The organism is Phenylobacterium sp. (assembly GCF_037189685.1).
Taxonomy (GTDB): domain Bacteria; phylum Pseudomonadota; class Alphaproteobacteria; order Caulobacterales; family Caulobacteraceae; genus Phenylobacterium.
Map to the genome: position 1 here is coordinate 1 of NZ_JBBCIT010000027.1, position 22,643 is coordinate 22,643.

Sequence of the window (22,643 nt, forward strand, 5' to 3'; positions counted from 1 at the left end):
GTTGAAGGGGTGGTCCGGGACCATGCGCCTGGGCCAGTGGGCGAAGGGGTCGGGGCTGGGGGGTGAGGCCGGCTCGTGCTTCGCAGGGTCCACGGATGCACACGGAGACACACGGATGGGAGCGTCGGCGTCATCCGTGTGGATCGGTGTGCATCCGTGGACCGACTGAGGGGGGTGTTCAGGCGCCTGCGGCGGCTGGGGTTCGGGCGGCGAAACCTCGCGGGCTTCGCCTTCGATGAGGTCGGCGTCGCCTTCGGGGCCGCCTTCCGGGTCGTCCTGGGGGTTGTTCCCGGAGCCGTCGTCGGGGGCCTCGTCATGGAGGTCCATGAGGGTGCGGGCGCGGCGGATCTGGGTGTCGAGGTCCTCGTCCAGGAAGTCGGGCCTTTCGATCCAGTCCCAGGCCTCGTCGTGGAAGCGCTCGGCGAGGTCGTCCTGCTCGGCGGGATCGCAGCCCTGTCCGGCGGCGGCGGCGCGGACGGCGTCGGCCAGGACGTCGAGCCGCCCGGCGCGGGCCATGCGGTCGGGGTCGGAACGAGATTGGACGCGTTCGGCGCGCTGGCGGCGCAGGCGGTCCTTGAGCGCCAGGGTCTGGCGCAGGCACCTGGCCAGGCGCTGGTAGGCGATGGCGAGCGCAGGCACGTCCTCGGGTTCGGCGGCCATGAGGGCGCCGTGGGCCTTCTCCGCGGCGGAGAGGTCCAGCGCCGCCAGCCGGTCGAGCGCGGCCAGCGCCTCGACGTCGATGTCGGGTCCCTCGGACATGAGGGACATCCAACCACCCCGCTACGTCAGAAGCGGACGTAGGCCGGCGGCGTCACGGCGATTTTCCGAGCCCGCCCCCTTGTCGCCGCCGTCAGCCGAGGCGGTAGACGCAGAGCTTGTTGCCGTCGAGGTCGCGGAAGTAGGCGCCGTAGAAGTTCCCGCCGCGGTCGCCGGGCGGACCCTCGCACGTCCCGCCCGCGGCCAGGGCCGCGGCGTGGACGGCGTGGATCACCTCGGGCGTGTCGGCGGCGAAGGCCACCATCACCCCGTTGCCGACGCTCTGGGGGGCGCCGTCGAACGGCAGGGTCAGGCCCAGCATCGCGCCACGGCCCGGCCCGCCGTAGTACTGCGACCGTTCGTAGGTGAGGGTTCGGCGGCCCCCGAGCGGGGCCAGCACGGCGTCGTAGAACGCCCGGGCCCGCTCGAGGTCGGCCACGCCGACGGTGGTGTAGCCGATCACGGCTCAACCCATCTTGAAGACGCAGACCTTGTTGCCGTCGGGATCGCGGAAGTAGGCGCCGTAGAAGGTGGGCAGGCGCTGGCCCGGCGCGCCGTCGCAGACGCCGCCGGCGGCGATGGCGGCGGCATGGGCGGCGTCGACCTGTTCCTTGCTGGCGGCCGGAAGGCCGAACATCGAGCCGTTGCCCGCCGTCGCCGGCTGTTCATCGTAGGGCTTGCTGATCGCCAGCATGCCGGGCGCCGCGCCGCCGCCGTAGAACTGCATCCGGTCGCCGTTGGCGAAGGTGCGCTTGCCGCCCAGGGTGGCCAGCACGGCGTCGTAGAACTTCGTGGCGCGGTCGAGATCGTTCGTCCCGATGGTCGCATAGCCGATCATGTGAATCCCCTTCCCAATGAGAGCGCACAGCTTAGCGGATGACGTCCGCGGCAACGCAAGGCCCGCCGCGCATGGACGGCGGCGGGCCGGCGGGTCCAGTATCCCCGTATCGAGCGGGAGGCGGCGATGCGGGCGATGGGGTTGGGGCTGACGTTGGTCGCAAGGACGGCCTTTGGGGCTATCCTGGGGGCGGCCTTGGCGGCGGGCGCGGCGCAGGCCGAGATCTCGACGGCGGTGCGGCGCGAGGCGGCGCAGGTCCCCGGCCTGGCGGCGCCGGCCGAGATCATCGTGGACCGGTGGGGGGTGCCCCACATCTATGCGGCCTCGGCGCGCGACGCCTTCTTCCTCCAGGGCTGGAACGCCGGGCGCGACCGGCTGTGGCAGATCGACCTGTGGCGCAAGCGGGGGCTAGGCCGGCTCTCGGCCAGCTTCGGCCCGGCCTATGTGGCCCAGGACCGGGCGGCGCGGCTGTTCCTGTACCGGGGGGACATGGAGGCCGAGTGGGCCGCCTATGACGCCGGCGGGCGCGAGGCGGCCGAGGCGTTCGCGGCGGGGGTGAACGCCTATGTGGCCGACGTGCGCGCGGGACGCCGGCCGCTGCCGGTGGAATTCAGGCTAACCGACAGCCAGCCCGAGGACTGGACGCCGGAAGACATCCTGCGCATCCGCAGCCACGCACTGGTGAACAACGTGACGTCCGAGGTGGCGCGGGCGCGGGCGATCTGCGCGGGCGGCCCGGCGGCCGACGCGCTGCGGCGCAAGCTGGAGCCGGCGCACAAGCCGGTCATGCCCCGCGGGCTGGACCCGTGCAACGTCCCCGAGGGCGTGCTGTCCGACTACGTCCTCGCCACCCAGGCGGTGGACTTCGCGCCGCTGGCGCGGAAGACGGCGGCGGCCGCCGCCTCGCCCGGCCCGCAGGACCTGGCGCAGGTGATCGACGCGCGGGCGGCCGAGGGGTCGAACAACTGGACGATCGCAGGGGCACGCACGGCCACGGGCCGCCCCATCCTGGCCAACGACCCGCACCGGGCGGTCGGGGTCCCGGCGCTGCGCTACATCGCCCACCTGGAGGCGCCGGGCCTGTCGATCGTGGGCGCGGGCGAGCCGGCGCTGCCCGGCGTGTCGTTCGGCCACAACGGGCGGATCGCCTGGGGCCTGACGATCTTCAACCTCGATCAGGAGGACCTCTACGTCTACGAGACGCGCGACGGCGCCTATCGCCACAAGGGCCGATGGGAGCCGATGACGGTGGTCCGGGAGACCATCGAGGTGAAGGGCGCGGCCCCCGAGACGGTCGAGCTGCGCTACACCCGCCACGGCCCGGTCGTCCACGAGGACGCCGGCAAGGGCCGGGCCTTCGCGGTGCGCACCGTGTGGAACGAGCCGGGCGTCGCCGGCTACTACGGCTCCTCGGCCCTGTGGCGGGCGGAGTCGTGGGAGCAGTTCCAGACGGCGCGCGACCGCTGGGGCGCGCCGCCCCTGAACCTGGTCTATGCCGACACCCGCGGCGAGATCGGCTGGTCGGCGGCGGCGCGGACGCCCGTGCGCCCCAACTGGGACGGCCTGACGCCCGTGCCCGGCGACGGGCGCTACGAATGGGCCGGGTTCCTGGCGGACGGGGGCCTGCCCACCGTGCGCAACCCGGCCGCGGGCTATTTCGCGACCGCCAACGAGATGAACATCCCGGCCGAGCCGGCCTATCCCCGCACGCGGCGCAAGCTGGGCTACGAGTGGGCCGACCCGACGCGCGCGGTGCGCATCCACGAGGTGCTGGACAGCCTGCCCAAGTCGACGCTGGCCGACTCCGTGGCGCTCCAGGTCGACAGCGTGAGCCCGCAGGCGCGCCGGGGCGTCGCCCTGGTCCAGGGCCTGACGTCCGCGGACCCGGACACGGGCCGGGCGCTGGCCCTGCTCCAGGCCTGGGACGCGAACCAGACCACCGACAGCGCCGCGGCGGCGATCTACGAGACGTGGTCGGGCAAGCACCTGGGCCGCGCCGTGGCGGCGGCGACCCTGCCCGAGGCGGCGCGCCGGCTGATCGGGAACGGCTCGACCGACGCCGTCCTCACCTGGCTGGAGGCGGCGCCCCAGGGCGTGCGCGCGCCGCTGATCCTGGACAGCCTGGGCGCGGCGGTGGGCGAGCTGAAGGGCCGCCTCGGCCCCGACATGGCGGGCTGGAGCTGGGGCCGGCTGCACGTCGCCCTGTTCGAGCCGGCCGTCGCCGTCCTGGCCGACCCCGAACTGGCGAAGCAGATGACCGTGGGTCCCCTCCAGGTCCCGGGCTCGGCGTCGACGCCGCGGGCGGCCTCGTGGCGCGCGTCGGACTTCCGGCAGGCGGCCGGGGCCTCGGTGCGGATGGTCTTCGACGTGGGCGCCTGGGACAATTCGGTGGCGATCAACAGTCCGGGACAGTCGGGGGACCCGATGAGCCCGCACTACCGCGACCTGTTCCCGCTGTGGGCCGCGGGGACCTATTTCCCGCTGCGCTACACCCGGCCCGCGGTCGAGGCGGACGCCGGCGTCGTGATGACGCTGACGCCCGTGCGGTAGGGTCCGCCACTCAGCTTCCGAACGTCTTGCGGACGCGCAGGTAGAGGCTGCCGTCCCACTCCAGGCTGCGGACGTCGGTGTAGTCGAGGGGGAAGGCGTTGCGGGGCCCCCTGTAGACCTCGCGGATGCGGCGCACGTTGCGGCTGGTGACGCCCATCGCCTCCAGCCGGAGGATCCAGTCGGGCCGCGGCTTGTATTCGCCGTAGACCACGACGAAGGGCGAGAACTTCCGCGTCTCGATCTCGGACAGGCGGAAGTAGCGCTCGCGGAAGCCGCCGAAGACGTCGACGCCCCAGGTGGTGTTCCAACGGGGCAGGTCCTGGCTGAAGTGGGCCTCCCAGTCGATGGGGCGCAGGGCCGAGACCTCGCGCGTCCCGCCCAGCAGGGGATCGTCCACCTTCGTCCAGCGCTTCGTGACCTGGCCGCGGAGCTGGGCGGCGCGGACGCCGAGGCGGTCCAGGGGCACGGTGAGGCTGGCCTGGGCCTCGTCCTTGGTCGACTTGCCGATGTTGTCCGGCCGGTCGGCGGCGGGCTGGCCGGTGACGGGGTCGCGGATGACGTTCCCGGCCGCGTCGCGCGCGGGGCCGCGGTCGACGGTGTCCCGGATCTCGAAGTGGCGCACGGTCAGCACGGCGGCGCCCGCGCCCCAGAACCGGCGCTCGTAGGCGGCCTCGAAGACCCAGGCCTGCTGGGGCGTCAGGTCGGGATTGCCGGCCACCACGACGCCGGTGGACGCCACGTTGGGCGAGGCGACGAAGTCGTCGAAGTTGAGCTGCCCCACCTCGCGCTCGACACGCAGGCGCACCTGGCTGGACGGGTCCGCGGCCCAGGTGAGGGCGGCGCGGGGCTTGGTGAACGTCAACGTCTTGCCCAGCGTCACGTCGCCTTCGGACGTCACGCGCGACACCTCCTGGCGCACGCCGGCCTCCAGGGTGAGCGTCGGCATGGGCCGCCAAGAGCCGCGGAGGAAAGCCTCGCCGCGCCTCTCCTCGACCTGGACGTTGGCCGCCGGCACGGGCACGGGACGGCCGTCGACCGCCAGCCGCGTCTCGCTGTCGAGGTTGTTGAGCGCGCCCTCGCCGCCCGCCTCCAGGGTCAGGGCCGGGCCTGCGCGGTAGCGGAGATTCAACCGCCCGACGGCCTCGGTCGTCTTGCGGTCGAGCAGGAAGTCGCGCGTCAGGCCGGGCGCCTCGAAGACGACCGTGGTCTCCTGGTTGTTCCACTGGTGGAAGCCCACCGCCTCAAGCGACAGGCGGTCGGTCAGGCCGCGGTTGAACCGGCCGCCCAGTTCGGCCTGGAGCCGGTCGATCTCGTTCTTCTCGTATTCGCCGCCGTTCGCGGTCTGGTAGCGGTCGTAGATCTCGACCTCGGCGGGGGTCAGCATGAAGGCGCCGTTGATCCGCGCCCGCCCGCCGAACAGCGGCGTCTCGTAGGCGCCGGTGGTCCAGGCGCGCAGGCCGTAGGCGTCGGCCTCCACCTTCGAGCGCAGGCGCACCGAGCCGTCGGGATTGTAGCGGGTGCGCCGGCCGTCGCCGAACTCGTCGTTGGGGCCCGTGCCGTAGACCTGCCCGAACTCGGCCGAGCGGCCGCCGGGCCAGCGCCACTGGGCTTCGAGACGCACCCCGGGAAGCTGGCGTCCATCGTAGATCTGGTAGATTCCCGGCATGACGGAGGCGCGGAAGCCGGCGGTCTGCTTGCGCACGATGTTGGCCAGGACGGTGCGGCCCTCCATGTCGATGCCGGGCGCGCCGCCGCGGATCAGCTCGACGCGCTCGATGGCGCCGGCCGGGATGCGCTTCAGGATCTCGTCCAGGGCGTCGTTCTTGGAGACCGGCGGCTGGCCGTCGATCAGGACGTTGCCGCCGGCGCCCGACAGGCCCCGCACGGCCGCCCCCTTGTCGAAGGTGAAGCCCGGCAGGCGGACGACCATGTCGTAGGCGTTCACCGGTCGGGACTCGGCGAAGAACGACGGCGGATAGGCGATCACGCCCCGCCCGGCGGCGTCAGGCGCGGTGGCGTCAGGCGCGGTGGCGGCGGGCGCGGTGGCGGCGGGCGCAGGCGCGACCGCCTCGACCCCCGGCGACGCGGCCGCCGCGGCGAGCAGAATCCAAGGACCCATCTTCGGGGGTTCCCTCCCAGGCCCTCAGTCTCGCGTGGTTTCGGGGCTCAAGCTATCGGCGTTCACCCGGGCGACGAATTTCGAAACTGCGGTGCGGCTTTCGCGTAACAGCGGCGCGCCAGCTCCCTGGCGCGGGGTTGCGCCTCAATGCCGCCGGCGGCGCCGGGCGGCGTCTGCTTCGCGGGAACGCTGTTTGCCCAAGGCGCGCATGGCGTCCATCATGGCGCCGTCATGGGCTTGGGGGGCCGGGGCATGGATCGCAGCCTGTTGTTGAGCATGGCCGTGGCGGTGGCTTTCGTCCTGGCGGGCTGCGCGCGGCCCCCGGCGCTGGCGGCGCCGGACGGCGTGGAGCTGCAACCCATCCGCACGATCTCGCGCCTCGAGGCGCGGGTCCTGCTGACCCTGGCGGGGGTGAAAGGCGTCACGATCGAGCATCCCGTGGACTGCTACCGGATGACCTATGCCGGGCCGGACGACCGCTTCCGGCCGCAGAGCGGCCTGTTCGCCGTGCCCCGAGGGGCGCCCGCGCGGCGGGTCGCGGCCTTCCTGCACGGGACGGCGACCACGCGCTCGGCGGTTCCCTCGAAGCCCGACACCACGGGGCTGGCCGCGGCGATCCTGTTCGCCGGCAACGGCTACGCCCTGGTGGCCCCCGACTATCCGGGCATGGGCGCCTCGCCAGGGCGGCACCCCTACTACATCGCCGAGGCCATCGCCCCGGCGGTCACGACCATGATCGCGGCGGCGCAGCGGATCGAGGGCGTCCCGGATGGGCCGGTGTTCCTGTCCGGCTTCTCGGAGGGCGGCTGGGCGACGATGGCGACCCTGCGGCTGCTGGAGGCCGAGGGCCGACCGGTGCTGGCCGCCGCACCGGTGGCCGGGGCGTTCGACCTGATGGGCCTGGCGGTCCCGGCGGCGCTCAAGGGCGGCGCGCCCTCGCATTCGAGCTACCTGGCCTATGCCGCCTGGGGCCAGGCCCCCTACCTGGGCCATCGCCTGGACAGCGCGCTGACGCCCGAGATGGCGGCCACCGCCGAGCGCCTGTTCGACGGCGCGCCGCCGAAGGAGATCGTGGCGACCCTGTCCCGGGACCCCCGGCGGATGTTCGGCCCGGGGTTCCCCGAGGCCGTGGAGGGGCGCGGCTCGCACTGGCTGGCCGACTCGTTCGCCGCCAACAGCGTCCACGACATGACGCCGAAGGCGCCTGTGCGGATGTACTACGGGTCGGAGGATGTCGACGTCGTTCCCGACGAGTCCCGCCTCACGGCGGCGGCCATGCGCGCTCGGGGGGCGGACGTGACGGCGGTCGACGTGGGGCCGCTGGGCCACGACGCCTCCATGCTGGCCGCCGCGCCGCGCATCCTGGACTGGCTGCGCGAGCTGGAGGCCGGAGCCGGGGCGCGATGACCCGTCCCTCCCGCCCCACGGGACGAGGGGTGGGAAGGGAGGACGGCCGCAGGGCGGAAAGGCCATCCGCGCGACGGCTCAGCAGGTCAGATCGCCGTTCCGGGGAGGAGGCTTCCCTCTGTACCACCCGCTCTTCGCTGCGCCCGGCGAGCGGCCCCCTCGCCCACTGCGTGGGACAGGAGCGGGTCAGACCCGGCCCGTGACCGGCACCAGCGCCCCGGTGACGGCCGTGGCGGCCTCGCTCGCCAGGAACAGGATGACCGCGGCCAGGTCGTCGGGGGCGACCCAGGCGGCGAAGTCCGCGTCGGGCATGTCGGCGCGGTTGGCGGGGGTGTCGATGATCGAGGGCAGGACGGCGTTGACGGTGACGTCGTCGGCCTTCAGCTCCTCGGCGAGCGCCTGGGTCAGGCTGTGGACACCCGCCTTGGCCGCCGCATAGGCGCCCATGCCCAGCGAGGCCTTCAGCGCCGCGGCCGAGCCCACGTTGATGATCCGGCCCGCGGCGCTGCGCTTCAGGTGCGGGACAGCGGCGCGGCTGGCGTTGGCGGCGGTCAGCACGTTCAGGCGGTACATGGCCGGCCACTGGTCGATGGAGCCGTCCTGCAGCGTCTGCCAGGTGAAGCCGCCGGCGATGTTGAGCAAGGCGTCGATGCGCCCGAACCGGTCGGCGACGGAGTCGAGGGCGGCGCCCGCCTGGTTGGCGTCGGTCAGGTCGACGCCGCCCAGCACCAGCACGTCCGGCCCCGACGGCAGGCCGGCGGGCGCATCCTGGGCGTAGTCGATCAGGGCCAGCCAGCAGCCCTGCGCCGCCGCGGCCCGGGCCACGGCCGCCCCCAGCACCCCGAAGGCGCCCGTGATCGCGATCACCCGTCCGGCCATGACGTCTCCTCAACCGCGCCGCAGGCGCTTTGGAAACCACAGAAAGCACGGAAAACACAGAAGGCCATGAGGCCGCCGGCCCGACCACCCTTCTGTGGCTTCCGTGTTTCCGTGGCTAGAAAGAAAAGGGGCGCCGAAGCGCCCCTCGGTGTCCTGTCGTACAAACCCTAGAGGCGCTCGACGATGGTCACGTTGGCGAGGCCGCCGCCTTCGCACATGGTCTGCAGGCCGAAGCGCTTGTTGCGGGCCTTCAGCGCGTGCAGCAGGGTGGTCATCAGCTTGGTGCCCGAGGCGCCCAGCGGGTGGCCCAGCGCGATGGCGCCGCCGTTGACGTTCAGACGCTCGGGATCGGCGCCCAGCTTCTGCAGGAAGGCCACCGGGACCGAGGCGAAGGCCTCGTTCACCTCGAAGAGGTCGATGTCGTCCACGCTCATGCCGGCCTTCTTCAGGGCCTTCTCGGTGGCCGGGATCGGGGCCTCCAGCATGATGACGGGATCGTGGCCCAGCAGGGTCAGGTGGTGCACCCGGGCCAGCGGCGTCAGATTGTGCTCCTTCAGGGCCTTCTCCGAAACCACGAGCACGCCCGAGGCGCCGTCGCAGATCTGGCTGGAGGTGGCGGCGGTGATGCGGCCGCCCTCGCGCAGCAGCTTCACGCCCTTCATGCCGTCCAGGCTGACATCGTAGCGGATGCCCTCGTCGGAGTCGTGGCGGACGGTGTTCCCCTCGGCGTCCAGGCCGTCCAGCACCAGGATCTCATCCTTGAAGGCGCCGCCCTGGGTGGCGGCGATGGCGCGCTGGTGGCTGAGGTAGCCGTATTCGTCGAGCTGGTCCTTGGTCAGGCCGTACTTCTCGGCCACCATCTCGGCGCCCATGAACTGGCTGAACTGGATGTTGGGGTAGCGCTCTTCCTGCTTCGGGCTCTTGGGCACCCCGAAGCCTTCCTTGGCCGGCAGCATCACCGACAGGCCCATGGGCACGCGGGTCATGCTCTCGACGCCGGCGGCGATGACGATGTCCTGGGTGCCGCTCATCACCCCCTGGGCGGCGAAGTGCAGCGCCTGCTGCGAACTGCCGCACTGGCGGTCGACCGAGGTGGCCGGCACGCTTTCCGGCAGCTTCGACGACAGGACGGCGTTGCGGGCGATGTTGGTCGACTGCTCGCCCACCTGGCCCACGCAGCCCATGACCACGTCCTCGACCGCAGCCGGGTCGATGCCCGTGCGGACGATCAGCTCGTCCAGCACCTGGCCCGCCAGGTCGGACGGATGCCAGCCCCGCATGCGGCCGCCCTTGCGGCCACCGGCGGTGCGGGTGGCGGCGACGATATAGGCCTCGCCCATCTCAATGCTCCATTGGTCCTGCGCCCCTCTCGGCGCGTCGCTGGAGATGTAGGCGGGCGCCCTTGCGGAAGACAACGGCGGGTGACGGGGCGGATGACGGGGGCGTCACGGAAGGCGTCACGCCGCCCCCGTCAAAGATTAACTGCGCCGCACTGACCCGTGGGAGCCGTAAATTGCGCCTTAACCCTCAAGACCGCTACGGCGCGCGCCGGGGCGGGGGCAAGCGCGCGGCCAGGTCGCGCGCGGACAGCAAAGGGGCACTCGATGAAAGGCGATCTATTCCAGCGCTTGGGGGCGATCACGGCGGCCGGCGCCGTCCTCCTGGGCGCGGGCGCGGCGTACGCGGACACCTATGACTTGGACCTCACCGGCGTCGTGGCCAGCGGCTCGCATGGCGCGGCGGGCGACATCCAGTTCTATACCCTCGACTTGCTGGCCGACGACTTCTCCCCCTTCGAACTCCAAGTCGGGGACGTCTTCAACCTGACCGTGACGCTGGACGAACTCCTCGGCGTGCCGGCTTCGGCCATCACCTTCTTCGGGGTGGACGTCGTGACCAGCGGCCAGTTCGGGTTTCCGCCCGACGACGGCATGATCAGCTCGGGCTCGGTGACGCTGCTGGACGGCAGCCTAGCGGGCGGCGTCTACGGCAGCGCCTGCAGCAACTGCCTCGCCGGCACGCTTCTGCTGGCGCCGGGCCCGGCGTTCGACGTCAGCCAGTTCCTCGTCAACATCACGGTCGAGAACCTGACGCCCTTCGATCCCGACGACAGTTCGCCATTCGTCGCCTACGGCTTCCAGCTCCGCTACCAGGTGTCCAGCAACGGCCCCGGCCCTGGCCCGGGCGCCATTCCCGAGCCGGCGACGTGGGCCATGATGATCTGCGGCTTCGGCATGGCCGGGGCGGTCCTCCGCCGCCGGCGGCTGGTCCCCGCCTAACGCGCGAAGGTCTCCGCCAGGATCTTCTCCAGCCACAGCCGGTCCGTCCCGTCGAAGGCGGCCGGCTGTTCGGAGTCCACGTCGAGCACGGCGATGAGGCCGCCGCCGGCGTCGAACACCGGGACCACGATCTCGCTGGCCGAGCGGCTGTCGCACGCGATGTGGCCGGGAAAGGCGTGGACGTCGGCCACCACCTGGGTCTCCCGCGTCGCAGCGGCCGCCCCGCAGACCCCGCGGCCGAAGGCGATCCGCAGGCAGCCGAGCGTGCCCTGGTAGGGGCCGACCACCAGTTCGTCGCCCTTCGCCGGGTCGACCACATAGAAACCGGTCCAGAAGTAGTGGTCGAAACTGGCCGCGAGCATGGAGGCCACGGTCGCCATGCGCGCCGTCAGGTTCGGCTCGCCGTCCAGGACGGCGGCGATCTCCGCGGCCACGGCGGCATAGCGCTCGGCCCGGACGGACGGCAGCACGATCTCGTTGAAGGCTTCGGCCATGCCGCCGATGTAGCGAGGCGCGGCGCCCGGCGAAAGGGCGCGGCGCGGCGGCGTGGTTCGAGCGCCACACGCCCGACATCACCGACCGGCCTCGCGCGCCGGGGGGCGCCCATCGGCGCAGGATCGTGATTTAGTCGGACCGGCGACACCAACCCCCCGGGTCGAACCGACTGATGAGCCGCGACGCTCCCAACACCGCGATCCGCGTGGCCGCCCGGCTGGCCAACCGCTTCGCCCTCGACCTGATAAAGCTGACGGGGTTCGGCCGCGACGTGGTGGACGGCCTGCTGCTGTCGGCGATCAGCCAGGCCAACCTGGCCCAGGTGTCGCGCAGCCCGGACCTCCAGAGGCGCTACGCGACCCTGAACGCGCCGCCGCCGGACGAACTCCGCCGCCCCGTGAGCGTCAGCGCGATCGCCAATTCCCTCCAGGTTCCCTTCGAGACCGCGCGGCGGCGGATCACGGCGCTGGCGGCGACAGGCATAGTCGTCCAGACGGCGCGCGGCGTGGTCATCCCCACGGCGCCGATGAACTCGCAGGGCTACCGCGCCTTCGCCGCGGCCCACGCCGCGCTGGTGCGCGACCTCTATATGCGCCTGCGCCGGATCGACCTGCTGGCCGACCTGCCGGCGGCGACCGGGCCGGCGTTCGACCCCGCCGACCCGCCGGTGCGCCTCATCGTGAGGTTGTCGTCCGACTACCTCCTGCGGCTGGCCGAGCCCATCAGCACGCATATCGGCGACATGGTCTCGGGCCTGATCCTGATGGAGATCATCAACGCCAACACCGAACACCTGGGCGACGACGAAGGCGGGTCGCCCGGCCCCGAGTGGACGGTCGATGGCTTCGTCCCCGATGCGATGCGCCGCCCCATCCGCGCGGCCGCGCTGTCGAGCCGGCTGGGCGTGGCGGGCGAGACCATCCGCCGGCGGCTGAACCGTCTGGCGGCGGAGGACGTGTGCGAACGAAACGGGGACGGATATCTGGTCCCGGCCCGCGTCCTCGCGCGGGAGAAGTTCGTCCGCTTCATGACAGACAATCAGTCGCACCTGAACCGGCTGTTCACCGCCCTGGCCGAATTTGGCGTTCTTTCCCAATGGGAAGCGGAGGAATCGGGAGTCCGCGGCGCAGCCTGACCGAAACGAGAACACGCCGCGACCCCAAAATGGGTAGTCACAGGTTTTCAAACCATGTCACGCTGCCGCAACTTAAGGACGTACCTCGGGGGAGGTACCGAGGCGGGGGCTGCTCCATCGGGGGGTGGCGCGGCCCCCGCGTCACCGGACTGGGGGCGATGACGAAGGCATTGGAACGAGAGGTCGAAGGCGCCGCCGCACAACCGGCCGCCGAGATCGGACGCAGCAGCGAGGGGCGCGGCGACGGCCCGCACCCCGTGGACCGCCACGTGGGCCTGCGCATCCGCATGCGCCGCAAGGAAATGGGCGTCAGCCAGGAGCGACTGGCCGAAGCCCTGGGCATCACCTTCCAGCAGGTGCAGAAGTACGAGCGCGGCGCGAACCGCGTCAGCGCTTCCAAGCTGTGGGAGATCGCCGCGGCGTTGAAGACGCCGGTGGCCTATTTCTACGACGGCCTGGGCGACCAGGAAGCCCTGTCGGCCCAGCGCGACACGGCCCAGGAGTTCATGCTGTCGCCCGAGGGCATCGAGCTGATGGCCACCTTCCCGCGCATCAGCGAACCGGCCATTCGCCGCAAGATCGTGGAGCTCGTCCGCGTGGTGGCCGAAGAGATCTGACGCCGGACCGCTGATCCGGTCCGAAGCGGGTTGGTTTTGAAAGACTGGTACGGGGCCTGGCGCGCCTCTAGACTGCCTCGCGACGCCCGCCGCCCAGAGCGGGCGCGGGAGGCATGCATGACCTTGTTTCGGATTTCTGTGATCGGGCTGGCGGCGGCCGCCTTTGCGGGCGCGGCGCTCGCCCAGCCCGCCACGCCTCGGCGCAATCCCGCCGACCCCGCCACCTGGACCACGGGCCGTGCGGCGGAATATGCCGCGCCCGCGGGCGTCGCCTTCCGCACGGCCCGGATCGTCAGCGAAGGCGTGCCGCTGCACGCCGAGGTCTTCCGCCCGGAGACGGCGCCGGCGGGCCAGCGCCTGCCGACCATCGTCATGGCCCACGGCTGGGGCGGGGTGGCCGCCAGCTTCCGGGCCGACGCCGTGCAGATGGCCCGCGCCGGCTTCCAGGTGGTGACCTTCGACTACCGCGGCTGGGGCGAGAGCGGCAGCCGGGTTGTGCTGACGGGCGCCGAGCCCGCCCTGCCGGCCAACCGGCGCTTCACCGGCGAGGTCGAGGCGGTGCGCGGCTACGTCGACCCGACCGAGCAGGCCGAGGACTGGTTCAACGTCATCAACTGGGCAGCCGCGGACCCGACGGTCGACCCGGCCCGGATCGGCGTCCGCGGCTCCAGCTTCTCGGGCGGGCTGGTGGTCCACGTGGCCGCCCACGACCCGCGGGTGAAGGCGCTGGTCGCCCAGGTCCCGTCCATCCCGTCGCGGCCGCCCGGCGGGGTGGAGGGGCCGGCCGCCGCCGCGGCCCACGCCCAGGCCGCGCGCCTGGCCCGCGGCGAGGCCCGCTATCCCGAGCCCGGCGCCCAGGTGGTGGGCGCCCTGATCGGCGCGCCCATCGGCGACAAGCTGCTGCGCTGGGCGCCCGGCGACGACGCGCCCTTCGTCACGGCCGCGGCCCTGTTCGTCGTGGCCGAGCAGGAGGAGCTGTTCGACAACGGCCCGCACGGCGTCCTGGCCAGCGAGCGGGTGAAGGGGCCGTCGAAGCTGGTCAGCCTGCCCGGCATCAAGCACTACGGCGTCTATGGCGAGAAGCGGGAGGAGGCGGTGAACCTGGCCATCGACTGGTTCCGCCAGCACCTGAAGTAGATGTCAGCTGCTGGGCGCGGACGTCAGCCCCTCGAAGATCGGCCGGACGTAGTGGGCGACCACGTCGTCCGGCGCCAGGCCGGGCGTCCAGAAGTGCAGGTCGGCGGCGGCGTTCACGGCCGACGAGACGATCTGGGAGGCCACGTTGACGTCCACGGGCGCGATCGAGCCGTCGGCGATCCCGTCGCAGAGGATCGACGCGAACCGGTACGAGAGCTGATGGAACTGCTGCATCAGCCCCGCCTGCATCCCCTCGGGCGCCGCGGTCAGGGCCGAGGTGCGCAGTAGGGGCGCCTCGCCGCTCATCTGGTGGCGCACCAGGGCCGCGACGATGGAGACCAGCACCTCCAGCCCCGAGCCGCCGGCCTGCTCGGCCGCCCGGATCGCCCGCCACATGGTCTCGAAGGTGCGCTCGAAACAGGCCAGGACCAGGTCGTCCTTGGTCTCGTTGTGGTGGTAGAAGGCGCCCTTGCTGACGTTGAGCCGCGCGGAGATCCGCTCGACCGACGCGCCGTGATAGCCCTCGTCGTTGATGAGGCCGGTGGCCGCGCGCAGGAACATCTCGGCCGAGGCGTTCGGGTCGGGCCGCGCGAGGTCCAGCGGCCTGGGGTCGGGCCAGGCCGCGCCGGGGGCGATGACGCCGCGGGCCAGGATCGCCGCCATCCGCGCGGCGGTGCGGGGATAGTCCGCCGGCGCAGCCTGATTCTGCCAGGCGATGATCCAGAAGACCTGGCTGAGCAGCAGGTGCGCGCGGGCGTTGCGGTGCCGCCGGGGCAACGCGCCCGACCCCGGCAGCAGGTCGCGGAACCGCCGGAACATGCCGATGTAGGCGTCGTTGACCGGATCGGACTTCAGGGCGCGGACATCGTTGAAGACCGGCAGGGGATCGGCCTGGCCCTCCTGCACCGCGCGGGCGTATTCGAACCAGGCCTCGATGAAGGCCGGGAGCCGGGCCTCGCCCGCGTCCGCCCCCCCCTCCTGCCCCGCCTCGTGACCCGCCTCGTGGCCCGCCGCCCGTCCGATGAGCTGCTCGTAGGTCTCCAGGCCCTTGAGGAAGACGGCGGCCGCCAGTTCCTCCTTGTTGCGGAAGTAGTAGATGACGCCGGTGGGCACGAGGTCGAGCCGCGCGGCGACGTCGCCCAGGGTCATGCCGCGCACGCCCTTGCGGTTGATCTCCTCGATCGCCGAGCGGACGATCGCGTTGCGCCGCGCCTCGAACCGCCGCGTGGGCTGGCGGCGGGGCGTCGCATGGCCGGGCGCGTCCCCCTCGTCGACGGTCATCACCATGTCGCAGTCTTACCGCGCTTCGCCGCCGGCCTCCACGGCCCGTGTCGCGACGTCAGTTGAATAGTCGGTACGGGCTCGGTTAGGTGGCGCGTGGGACGGGCCAGGACGCGCCACAGCGTCGGCGGGAGGTTTCGGACATGCTGCTCCAGGGTTTGAAGGTGGTGGAGATGGCCACCTGGGTCGCCGGTCCCAGCGCGGCCGCCGTGCTGGCCGACTGGGGCGCCGACGTCGTGAAGGTTGAAAGCCCGATCGGCGACGCCACGCGCGTCTATTATCCCGACACGCCCGAGGCCCCGAACCCGATCTTCACCAACGAGAACCGCGGCAAGAAGGGCGTGAAGCTCGACATCTCGAAGCCCGAGGGCCGCCAGGCGCTGAAGGCGCTGCTGCGCCAGGCCGACATCTTCATCACCAACGTCCGCCCCGGCTCGCTGAAGCGGGCGGGGCTGGACTACGAGACGCTCAAGGCCGAATGCCCGACCCTGATCTACGGCGCGGTCACGGGATACGGGCTGGTGGGCCCCGAGGCCGACACGCCGGCCTTCGACATGACCGCCTTCTGGACGCGGTCGGGCGTGGCCCACGCCACCATCCCGCCCGACCAGGAACCCTTTCCCTCGCGCCCCGGCTTCGGCGATCACGTGACCGCGCTGGCGACCGTGTCGGGCATCCTGGCGGCGCTGCACGAGCGCCACGCCACCGGGCGCGGACGGCTGGTGGAGAGCAGCCTGCTGCGAGCGGGCGCCTATACGGTGAGCTGGGACCTGGCGATCCAGCTCCGTTATGGCGAGGTGGTGACCGCCCAGCCGCGGGACGACCGCCCGGGGCCGATCACGGGCTTCTTCCGCACCAAGGACGACCGATGGCTGCTGCTGCTGCCGCGCACCCTGGACTGCTTCACCCAGCTCATGATCGCCCTGGACCGGCCCGAGATCCTGGCCGAGCCGCGCTACGAGCCGCCGGTGACCGACCAGCAGGCCGTGCGCGAGATCCGGGCCATCTGCGACGAGGCGTTCGGCGGCATGACGCTGGAGGAGGTAGGCGCACGCCTGACCGCGGCGGACCTGGCCTGGGCGCCGATGGGCACGCTCGCCGATCTGGCCGAGGCGCCCTTCGCCCGCGACGCCGGCTGTTTCGAGATGGTCGACGACGGCTGGGGGCGGATGTTCCCCCTGCCCGCCTCGCCGGCCCGCTTCCCCGAGGGCGCGCCGCCGGTGAACCGCCCCGCCCCCAAGCTGGGCGAGCACACCCGCGAGGTGCTGGAAGCGGCCGGCCTGACGCCCGAGGAGATCGCCGCGGTGCTCTGAACGCCCTTGCCGCGCAGGCGGCCGGCGGGACCGGACGAAAAAGAGCCGCGCAGACCAGCCGCGCGGCTCTGAAGTTCGAGGAAGGAGAACGCCCCGAGAGGGCTTCCCCAATCTGACCGACGATCAGTTGGCGGCAACGGCGGTCCACATCGCGACCGGACTATGCCGATGATCGCCCAGGATCGCGGCATGGACGCCCCACGGCGCCCGAAACCGCAGCATGGGCGTTTCCCGGCGCGGCGTCAGCGGGTGCCGTACATGCGGTCGCCCGCGTCGCCCAGGCCCGGCAGGATATAGCCGTGGTCGTTGAGCCGCTCGTCCATCGCGGCCGTCCACACATGCACTCCGGCGTGGTGGCCGTGGAACTTCGACAGCCCCTCGGGCGAGGCCAGCAGGCAGGCCATGCGGATGTCGCGGGCGCCGGCCTCCTGCAGCCGGTCGACGGCGGCGATGGCGGTGTTGCCCGTGGCCAGCATGGGGTCGATCACCACCACCGTCCGCTCGGCCATGTCGGCGGGCGCCTTGAAATAGTATTCCACGCACTGGAGCGTGGCCGGATCGCGGTACAGGCCGACGTGGGCCACCCGCGCCGCGGGGACCAGCTCCAGCATGCCGTCCAGCATGCCCATGCCCGAACGCAGCACCGGGGCGAAGACCAGCTTCTTGCCGGCCAGCAGCGGCGCCGCCATCGGCTGGAGGGGCGTCTCGATCGTCACCTCTTCCAGCGGCAGGTCGCGGGTGACCTCGTAGCAGAGCAGGACGCCGATCTCGCGCAGGAGCTGGCGGAAGCTCTTGGTGGAGGTCTCCTTCTTCCGCATCAGCGTGAGCTTGTGCTTCACCAGCGGATGATCGACGACCGTGACGCCCTTCATGCCCACTCCCCTCAGAAAACCGTACCGTCGCTGACCACGGCGATGGGCGGCCCGCCGTCCGCCCTGAGCTCGCGCGCGATGCGCCGGCCGGCGGACCAGGTCCCGCCCTCCAGCACGCGCGCCAGGGGAAAGGCCGCGGCCGATACGCCCAGGCGCTCGCGGACCATGGGCGCGATCCGGTCCAGCAGCGCGACGGTGAGCGCCCGCCAGCCGACGACGAGCGGCCCGTCGACCGGATGCGCCCGCGCCGCGTCGGCCGGGTCGGCGAGAGCGAGCACGCCCATGTCCACGAAGAGGCCGCCGTTGCGGTACTCGGCGAGCCCGGTCAGGCCGTCGATCTCCACGACCTCGATCCCCGCCCACTGGAGCGGCTCGATCAGAGAGTAGCTCATCCACTGGCTGAGCTTGTGCAGCGGCACGAAGCCGTCGACGTCGGGGTGGGTCCAGCAGTCGCCGAGCGACACCCCGCCCAGGCTGAGTCGGCCGGGCCAGATGGGGCCGAGGCGCGCGAGCAACGTCTCGAGGATGGCCGGCGCGGGCAGACGCCCGCCCGCGGCCTGCGCCGCCAGGTCGTCGAAGAGGACCGCCGGGCGGCCGACGGCGGCGCCCAGGCGGCGCAGCAGCTCGGCGCGCCCCTCCAGGCCCACCAGCGGATTGTCGTCGGCCACCTGGAACGCCCGGGCCAGCATCGCGGCGTCCACCCCCTCCAGGGCGTCGGCGCGCAGCGGGCGGGCCGGGTTCGACGACAGGGCGCCGGATTCGAACAGGCGCAGCGAGGCGACGCCCAGGCCCTCGGATCGGGCGAGGACGGCGCCTGTGGGAGCGTCGCGGTAGCGCCACGCCATCCCGGCCCCGGCGTCGAGGAGCACCGAGGGGATGACGAGATCGAAGGCCGCCCGGCCGAGGTCCGCCCGATCGGCGGGCGTCTCCAAGCCGGCCCACAGGTCGCGGCCGCCGGCCGCGAAGTGCCGCCAGCGGGCATGGAAGGGAACCTTCAGGTCGGGATAGTTCGCACGCACCACCTCGGCGGTGAGGTCGGCGGCGGCGTCGAGACGCGAGAGGTCCAGCCGCCATCCGGCAAGGCCGCCCGCCTCGGCCAGCCCCAGCATCTCGTGCGCGCGATCCCGCACCGCCCGCGCGGTGAGCAGGGATCGGGCCTGGGCTTCGGACATCGGCTCAGAAATCCTTCAGGTCCCGGCCCACGATGCGCTTCAGGTCGTCGTCGGACGGGGCGCCTTCGGGGGTGAAGTAGCCGGCGGCCTTCTTGGCCTCCATCTCGACGCTGGCGTCGGGCGGGATCAGCTCGTCCGGGATCGGCACGCGCTCGCCGATCTCGACGCCGCCGGCCGCCAGGGCGTCGTACTTCATGTTGGACATGGAGACGAAGCGGTCGATGCGGCGGACGCCCAGCCAGTGGATCACGTCGGGCATCAGTTGCTGGAAGCGGGCGTCCTGCACGCCCGCCACGCATTCGGTGCGCTCGAAATAGGTGGCCGCCTGGTCGCCGCCCGGCTGGCGCTTCCTGGCATTGTAGACGAGGAACTTGGTCACCTCGCCCAGCGCCCGGCCCTCCTTGCGGTTGTAGACGATCAGGCCGGTCCCGCCGGCCTGGGCCTGGCGCGTCGCCTCCTCGATGCCGTGGGTCAGGTACGGGCGGCAGGTGCAGATGTCGGAGCCGAAGACGTCGGAGCCGTTGCACTCGTCGTGGACGCGGCAGGTGAGCGGGACACGACTGTCGCCCAGCCTCGTCGCATCACCGAAGATGTAGAGGGTGATCCCGCCGATGGGCGGCAGGAAGACCGCGAGGTCGGGGCGCGTGACCAGCTCGGGATACATGCCGCCGGTCTGCTCGAAGAGGGTGCGGCGAAGCTGCTGCTCCTCGACGCCGAAGCGGGCCGCGACGCCCGGCAGATGCCAGACGGGGTCGATGGCCGCCTTGGTGACGGCCACGTCGCCGGAATCGTGCAGGACCTCGCCGTCGGGCTTCAGCCGCCCGGCGCGGATCGCCTCGTGGATCTCGGGCAGGTCGATGCGGGCCTTGGTGACGGCGATGGTGGGGCGGATGTCGACGCCCTCGGCGATCTCGGCGGCGAAGTCCTCGGCGATGCGCGCGCCCCAGGGATCGAGCGAGACGATGCGGCCGGCCTCGCGCCACTGGGGATGCGGCCCGATCGGGACGACCGGATGGGTGTTGACCAGCTCGGGCCGCACCATCGGGTCCATGGCGCCGGAGGCCACGGCCAGGGCGCGGTAGACGGAATAGGCGCCGCCGTGGGCCCCGATGGCGTTGCGGTCGGGACCGGCGTTCGCGGTGGCCACCACCGGGCCGCGTTCGCGCGCCGTGGCTGCGTCCCACCGGATCGGGAAGCGGCTGGGCGCCCCTCCGCCCGGATGGGAGGTGAGACGGATATGGGATGTCCTGTTGCCGGACATGGCGGAACGAACCTCCAGAATCGAAAAGGCCCCCGCCGGGTTCGCCGGCGCAGAGCCTTTGAGAGCGAACACTGATCCTAGTCGTGCGAGTTGGCAACATTTCCTCTGCGCACGTTGTCGGAACGCGCCGCGCGCCCGCGTCTTCATAAGGTCCGGCCAGGCGCCGGGAGGCTCATCAGGAGATGATCACATGAGCTATGTCGACGGCTTCGTCCTGGCGATCCCCCAGGCCAACAAGGCGAAGTACCTGGAGATGGCGCAGAAGGCCTGGCCGCTCTTCAAGGAATTCGGCGCGATCCGCCACGTGGAGTGCTGGGGCGACGACGTGCCCGACGGCAAGGTCACCGACTTCAAGGGCGCCGTGAAGGCCAAGGACGACGAGGTGGTAGTCTTCGCCTGGGTGGAATATCCGTCCAGGGAGGTCCGCGATGCGGCCAACAGGAAGATGATGGAAGACCCGCGCATGGAAGGCATGGAGATGCCGTTCGACGGCGCGCGCATGATCTTCGGCGGCTTCGCGCCCATCCACGACGAAAGCGCCTGAAGCGGCCGAAAGCTCGTTCCTGACGCGGATCGCCCGGCGTCTTCGCAACGGCGGAGGCGCGACGGTGGAGATGCGAGCGGGCCTGGCGGGACCCAACCGGCGGGACGCCGCCGCCGGCCTGACACCGAAAGGCGACGCCCAAAAATTGGGCGCCGGCCGTTGACGGCCCCCGGCCACGCGGCGTTGTCTGGACACCTCCGAGGACCACCGCAGGGTGTGCCGATGATTCAGGGTCCTGCCGCGCTGCCCGACCTGCCCGCGCTCCAGCGTGCGCGTGGCCGCGGCCGGATCGCCGTGCGCGCCGAAGGCGGCCGCACCCGCCTGGCGCGGCTGTACCAGGAGGGATGCGCGAAGATCCGCCTGCCGGACGACCCGGCGGCGGCGGGGCCCGAGGCGGTGCTGATCAACACGGCCGGCGGCATGACCGGCGGCGACCGGCTGGCGTGGATTGCGGAGGCGGGCGCGCAGGCGCGGCTGACGCTCACGACCCAGGCCTGCGAGAAGGTCTACCGCGCGCGGGACGGCTCGGCGGACATCGAGGCCGACCTCGTGGCCGGACCGGGCGCGCGCCTGGACTGGCTGCCGCAGGAGACCATCGTCTTCGACGGCGGCGGCGTGCGCCGCCGGCTGGACGCCGACCTGGACGAGACCGCCGAGCTCCTGGCCTGCGAAGCGGTGGTCCTGGGCCGCACGGCGCGGGACGAGACGGTCCGCTACGGCGAAGTGCGCGACCGCTGGCGCATCCGGCGGGGCGGGCGGCTGGTGTTCGCCGACGACCTGCGCCTCTGCGGCCCGATCGCCGAGATCGGCGCCCGGCCGGCGGCCCTGGGCGGGGCGCGGGCCTTCGCCTCGCTGCTGCTGGTCTGCCGCGAGCCCGAGCGCTTCCTGGCCCCCGTGCGCGCGGCCCTGGGCCCCGGCGGGGGGGCCAGCGCGTTCGACGGCCGGCTGTTCGCGCGGGTGACGGCGCCCGACGGCTTCGAGTTGCGCCGGGCGCTGATCCCGGCGCTGGAGGCGCTGCGCGGCGGCGCGCCCCTGCCCCGGGTCTGGAGGCTCTGAATGAACCTGACGCCGCGGGAGAAGGACAAGCTGCTGGTCGCCATGGCCGCCGAGGTGGCGCGCAGGCGCCTGGCCCGCGGCGTGAAGCTGAACCATCCCGAGGCCGTGGCGCTGATCACCGACTTCGTGGTCGAGGGCGCCCGAGACGGCCGCTCGGTGGCCGACCTGATGGAGGCCGGCGCCCATGTGGTCGCGCGCGGCGAGGTCATGGCGGGCGTCGCCGAGATGATCCACGACGTCCAGGTCGAGGCCACCTTTCCCGACGGAACCAAGCTGGTGACCGTCCATCACCCCATCCGCTGACGGAGGTTTCCCATGCGCGGACCTGATCGCAACGCCCCCTCCGCCGCTGCGCGGTCCCCCTCCCCCGCAGGCGGGGGAGGACCTGCGCCCTCCACCCTTCGCCCAACGGCATGGCGAGCGCATCTGGCCCGCGGGCTGGCGCTGGCGGCGGCGCCGGGCCTGGCCTTCGCCCATCCCGGCCACCACGAGGAGCTGACCCTGGCGCAGCAGGCCTGGCACCTGGTGTCCGAGCCGGACCACCTGCTGGCCTTCGCCGCCCTCGTCGCCGTGATCGCCGCCGGCGGCTGGACCTGGGCGCGGCGGCGCGCGGGCAAGTGAGCGTCGGACCGTGATCCCAGGCGAGGTCATCGCGGCCGAGGGCGACCTCGAGCTGAACGCCGGCCGGCCCGTGACGGTGCTGCGCGTGGCCAACACGGGCGACCGGCCGATCCAGGTGGGCAGCCACTACCACTTCGCCGAGACCAACCCGGCGCTGAGGTTCGACCGCGCCGCCGCCCGGGGCCAGCGGCTGGACATCCCCGCCGGGACGGCCGTGCGCTTCGAGCCCGGCCAGACGCGGGACGTCGGGCTGGTCCCGCTGGCCGGCGGACGCAGGGTCTACGGATTCCGGCAGGACGTGATGGGAAGCC

At 72.5% G+C, this 22,643-nt stretch carries 22 protein-coding genes and 1 pseudogene; 12 read left to right on the forward strand and 11 right to left on the reverse strand.

Annotation, left to right across the window (positions count from 1 at the left end):
• The 3 genes from WG212_RS15245 to WG212_RS15255 form a co-directional block, all read right to left on the reverse strand.
• Positions 1 to 759, reverse strand: a 759-nt coding sequence (locus WG212_RS15245; RefSeq protein ID WP_337187962.1) for a hypothetical protein, incomplete at its 3' end; no start/stop codon positions are given.
• Positions 760 to 850: 91 nt separating this feature from the next.
• Positions 851 to 1,219, reverse strand: coding sequence for a VOC family protein (locus WG212_RS15250; protein WP_337187963.1), 369 nt, complete (start codon positions 1,217 to 1,219; stop codon positions 851 to 853).
• Positions 1,220 to 1,222: 3 nt separating this feature from the next.
• The gene (locus tag WG212_RS15255) at positions 1,223 to 1,594 is read right to left on the reverse strand and encodes a VOC family protein (RefSeq protein WP_337187964.1); all 372 of its coding nucleotides are present in this window, start codon (positions 1,592 to 1,594) and stop codon (positions 1,223 to 1,225) included.
• Between the two features lie 195 nt (positions 1,595 to 1,789).
• Between WG212_RS15255 and WG212_RS15260 the strand changes: the two genes are divergently transcribed.
• On the forward strand, positions 1,790 to 4,144 hold the full coding sequence (locus tag WG212_RS15260; RefSeq protein ID WP_337187965.1) for a penicillin acylase family protein: 2,355 nt from the start codon (positions 1,790 to 1,792) through the stop codon (positions 4,142 to 4,144).
• Between the two features lie 10 nt (positions 4,145 to 4,154).
• On the opposite strand, the gene WG212_RS15265 is transcribed toward WG212_RS15260, so the two are convergent.
• Positions 4,155 to 6,263: a TonB-dependent receptor gene (locus tag WG212_RS15265; RefSeq protein ID WP_337187966.1), complete on the reverse strand. Its 2,109-nt coding sequence runs from the start codon at positions 6,261 to 6,263 to the stop codon at positions 4,155 to 4,157.
• Positions 6,264 to 6,515: 252 nt separating this feature from the next.
• Here WG212_RS15265 and WG212_RS15270 point away from each other — a divergent pair, with 252 nt between their 5' ends.
• Positions 6,516 to 7,670 (forward strand): hypothetical protein, encoded by a 1,155-nt coding sequence (locus WG212_RS15270; protein WP_337187967.1) that lies wholly within the window; start codon positions 6,516 to 6,518, stop codon positions 7,668 to 7,670.
• Positions 7,671 to 7,856: 186 nt separating this feature from the next.
• Here the strand turns inward: WG212_RS15270 and WG212_RS15275 are convergent, their stop codons facing one another.
• Positions 7,857 to 8,549 (reverse strand): SDR family NAD(P)-dependent oxidoreductase, encoded by a 693-nt coding sequence (locus WG212_RS15275; protein WP_337187968.1) that lies wholly within the window; start codon positions 8,547 to 8,549, stop codon positions 7,857 to 7,859.
• Between the two features lie 167 nt (positions 8,550 to 8,716).
• Positions 8,717 to 9,889, reverse strand: coding sequence for an acetyl-CoA C-acetyltransferase (locus tag WG212_RS15280; RefSeq protein ID WP_337187969.1), 1,173 nt, complete (start codon positions 9,887 to 9,889; stop codon positions 8,717 to 8,719).
• Between the two features lie 264 nt (positions 9,890 to 10,153).
• Here WG212_RS15280 and WG212_RS15285 point away from each other — a divergent pair, with 264 nt between their 5' ends.
• On the forward strand, positions 10,154 to 10,828 hold the full coding sequence (locus WG212_RS15285; RefSeq protein ID WP_337187970.1) for a PEPxxWA-CTERM sorting domain-containing protein: 675 nt from the start codon (positions 10,154 to 10,156) through the stop codon (positions 10,826 to 10,828).
• Here the strand turns inward: WG212_RS15285 and WG212_RS15290 are convergent.
• The gene (locus tag WG212_RS15290) at positions 10,825 to 11,322 is read right to left on the reverse strand and encodes a GAF domain-containing protein (protein ID WP_337187971.1); all 498 of its coding nucleotides are present in this window, start codon (positions 11,320 to 11,322) and stop codon (positions 10,825 to 10,827) included. The two genes, WG212_RS15285 and WG212_RS15290, sit on opposite strands and share 4 nt — an antisense overlap.
• A gap of 173 nt (positions 11,323 to 11,495) precedes the next feature.
• On the opposite strand from WG212_RS15290, the gene WG212_RS15295 reads away from it, so the two are divergent.
• From WG212_RS15295 to WG212_RS15305, 3 genes are all read left to right on the forward strand, one after another.
• Positions 11,496 to 12,458: a hypothetical protein gene (locus WG212_RS15295; RefSeq protein WP_337187972.1), complete on the forward strand. Its 963-nt coding sequence runs from the start codon at positions 11,496 to 11,498 to the stop codon at positions 12,456 to 12,458.
• 158 nt (positions 12,459 to 12,616) lie between these two features.
• Positions 12,617 to 13,075 (forward strand): helix-turn-helix transcriptional regulator, encoded by a 459-nt coding sequence (locus tag WG212_RS15300; RefSeq protein ID WP_337187973.1) that lies wholly within the window; start codon positions 12,617 to 12,619, stop codon positions 13,073 to 13,075.
• Between the two features lie 117 nt (positions 13,076 to 13,192).
• Positions 13,193 to 14,212, forward strand: a complete 1,020-nt coding sequence (locus WG212_RS15305; RefSeq protein ID WP_337187974.1) for an alpha/beta fold hydrolase — start codon at positions 13,193 to 13,195, stop codon at positions 14,210 to 14,212.
• A 3-nt stretch (positions 14,213 to 14,215) separates the two neighbouring features.
• On the opposite strand, the gene WG212_RS15310 is transcribed toward WG212_RS15305, so the two are convergent.
• Positions 14,216 to 15,499, reverse strand: a complete 1,284-nt coding sequence (locus WG212_RS15310; RefSeq protein WP_337187975.1) for a TetR/AcrR family transcriptional regulator — start codon at positions 15,497 to 15,499, stop codon at positions 14,216 to 14,218.
• A 137-nt stretch (positions 15,500 to 15,636) separates the two neighbouring features.
• Between WG212_RS15310 and WG212_RS15315 the strand changes: the two genes are divergently transcribed.
• Entirely contained in the window at positions 15,637 to 16,806 is a 1,170-nt protein-coding gene (locus WG212_RS15315; RefSeq protein ID WP_337187976.1) for a CoA transferase, read from the forward strand.
• A 242-nt stretch (positions 16,807 to 17,048) separates the two neighbouring features.
• On the opposite strand, the gene upp is transcribed toward WG212_RS15315, so the two are convergent.
• From upp to WG212_RS15330, 3 genes are read right to left on the reverse strand one after another with little or no spacing between them, the layout of a single operon-like run.
• Complete coding sequence (gene upp / locus WG212_RS15320) at positions 17,049 to 17,678, reverse strand: uracil phosphoribosyltransferase (RefSeq protein ID WP_337187977.1); 630 nt, start codon at positions 17,676 to 17,678, stop codon at positions 17,049 to 17,051.
• Positions 17,679 to 17,689: 11 nt separating this feature from the next.
• Positions 17,690 to 18,850 (reverse strand): DUF1688 family protein, encoded by a 1,161-nt coding sequence (locus WG212_RS15325; RefSeq protein WP_337187978.1) that lies wholly within the window; start codon positions 18,848 to 18,850, stop codon positions 17,690 to 17,692.
• Positions 18,851 to 18,854: 4 nt separating this feature from the next.
• Positions 18,855 to 20,111, reverse strand: coding sequence for a GTP cyclohydrolase II (locus WG212_RS15330; RefSeq protein WP_337187979.1), 1,257 nt, complete (start codon positions 20,109 to 20,111; stop codon positions 18,855 to 18,857).
• Positions 20,112 to 20,301: 190 nt separating this feature from the next.
• Here WG212_RS15330 and WG212_RS15335 point away from each other — a divergent pair, with 190 nt between their 5' ends.
• From WG212_RS15335 to WG212_RS15355, 5 genes and pseudogenes are all read left to right on the forward strand, one after another.
• Positions 20,302 to 20,655: a DUF1428 domain-containing protein gene (locus WG212_RS15335; protein WP_337187980.1), complete on the forward strand. Its 354-nt coding sequence runs from the start codon at positions 20,302 to 20,304 to the stop codon at positions 20,653 to 20,655.
• 222 nt (positions 20,656 to 20,877) lie between these two features.
• Positions 20,878 to 21,711: an urease accessory protein UreD gene (locus WG212_RS15340; protein ID WP_337187981.1), complete on the forward strand. Its 834-nt coding sequence runs from the start codon at positions 20,878 to 20,880 to the stop codon at positions 21,709 to 21,711.
• Positions 21,712 to 22,014, forward strand: a complete 303-nt coding sequence (locus tag WG212_RS15345; protein WP_337187982.1) for an urease subunit gamma — start codon at positions 21,712 to 21,714, stop codon at positions 22,012 to 22,014.
• A gap of 12 nt (positions 22,015 to 22,026) precedes the next feature.
• The gene (locus tag WG212_RS15350; RefSeq protein WP_337187983.1) at positions 22,027 to 22,332 is read left to right on the forward strand and encodes a hypothetical protein; all 306 of its coding nucleotides are present in this window, start codon (positions 22,027 to 22,029) and stop codon (positions 22,330 to 22,332) included.
• Positions 22,333 to 22,342: 10 nt separating this feature from the next.
• Positions 22,343 to 22,621 (forward strand): annotated as a pseudogene (locus WG212_RS15355) (urease subunit beta); the annotation flags it as partial.
• Between the last annotated feature and the right edge of the window lie 22 nt (positions 22,622 to 22,643).

Excerpts from the sequence above, each read along its gene's own strand:
- WG212_RS15255 (WP_337187964.1), bottom strand. The coding sequence starts at position 1,594 with ATGATCGGCTATGCGACCATCGGGACGAACGATCTCGACCGCGCCACG.
- WG212_RS15265 (WP_337187966.1), bottom strand. The coding sequence starts at position 6,263 with ATGGGTCCTTGGATTCTGCTCGCCGCGGCGGCCGCGTCGCCGGGGGTC.
- WG212_RS15270 (WP_337187967.1), top strand. The coding sequence starts at position 6,516 with ATGGATCGCAGCCTGTTGTTGAGCATGGCCGTGGCGGTGGCTTTCGTC.
- WG212_RS15275 (WP_337187968.1), bottom strand. The coding sequence starts at position 8,549 with ATGGCCGGACGGGTGATCGCGATCACGGGCGCCTTCGGGGTGCTGGGG.
- WG212_RS15280 (WP_337187969.1), bottom strand. The coding sequence starts at position 9,889 with ATGGGCGAGGCCTATATCGTCGCCGCCACCCGCACCGCCGGTGGCCGC.
- WG212_RS15285 (WP_337187970.1), top strand. The coding sequence starts at position 10,154 with ATGAAAGGCGATCTATTCCAGCGCTTGGGGGCGATCACGGCGGCCGGC.
- WG212_RS15290 (WP_337187971.1), bottom strand. The coding sequence starts at position 11,322 with ATGGCCGAAGCCTTCAACGAGATCGTGCTGCCGTCCGTCCGGGCCGAG.
- WG212_RS15295 (WP_337187972.1), top strand. The coding sequence starts at position 11,496 with ATGAGCCGCGACGCTCCCAACACCGCGATCCGCGTGGCCGCCCGGCTG.
- WG212_RS15300 (WP_337187973.1), top strand. The coding sequence starts at position 12,617 with ATGACGAAGGCATTGGAACGAGAGGTCGAAGGCGCCGCCGCACAACCG.
- WG212_RS15305 (WP_337187974.1), top strand. The coding sequence starts at position 13,193 with ATGACCTTGTTTCGGATTTCTGTGATCGGGCTGGCGGCGGCCGCCTTT.
- WG212_RS15310 (WP_337187975.1), bottom strand. The coding sequence starts at position 15,499 with ATGGTGATGACCGTCGACGAGGGGGACGCGCCCGGCCATGCGACGCCC.
- WG212_RS15315 (WP_337187976.1), top strand. The coding sequence starts at position 15,637 with ATGCTGCTCCAGGGTTTGAAGGTGGTGGAGATGGCCACCTGGGTCGCC.
- upp (WP_337187977.1), bottom strand. The coding sequence starts at position 17,678 with ATGAAGGGCGTCACGGTCGTCGATCATCCGCTGGTGAAGCACAAGCTC.
- WG212_RS15325 (WP_337187978.1), bottom strand. The coding sequence starts at position 18,850 with ATGTCCGAAGCCCAGGCCCGATCCCTGCTCACCGCGCGGGCGGTGCGG.
- WG212_RS15330 (WP_337187979.1), bottom strand. The coding sequence starts at position 20,111 with ATGTCCGGCAACAGGACATCCCATATCCGTCTCACCTCCCATCCGGGC.
- WG212_RS15335 (WP_337187980.1), top strand. The coding sequence starts at position 20,302 with ATGAGCTATGTCGACGGCTTCGTCCTGGCGATCCCCCAGGCCAACAAG.
- WG212_RS15340 (WP_337187981.1), top strand. The coding sequence starts at position 20,878 with ATGATTCAGGGTCCTGCCGCGCTGCCCGACCTGCCCGCGCTCCAGCGT.
- WG212_RS15345 (WP_337187982.1), top strand. The coding sequence starts at position 21,712 with ATGAACCTGACGCCGCGGGAGAAGGACAAGCTGCTGGTCGCCATGGCC.
- WG212_RS15350 (WP_337187983.1), top strand. The coding sequence starts at position 22,027 with ATGCGCGGACCTGATCGCAACGCCCCCTCCGCCGCTGCGCGGTCCCCC.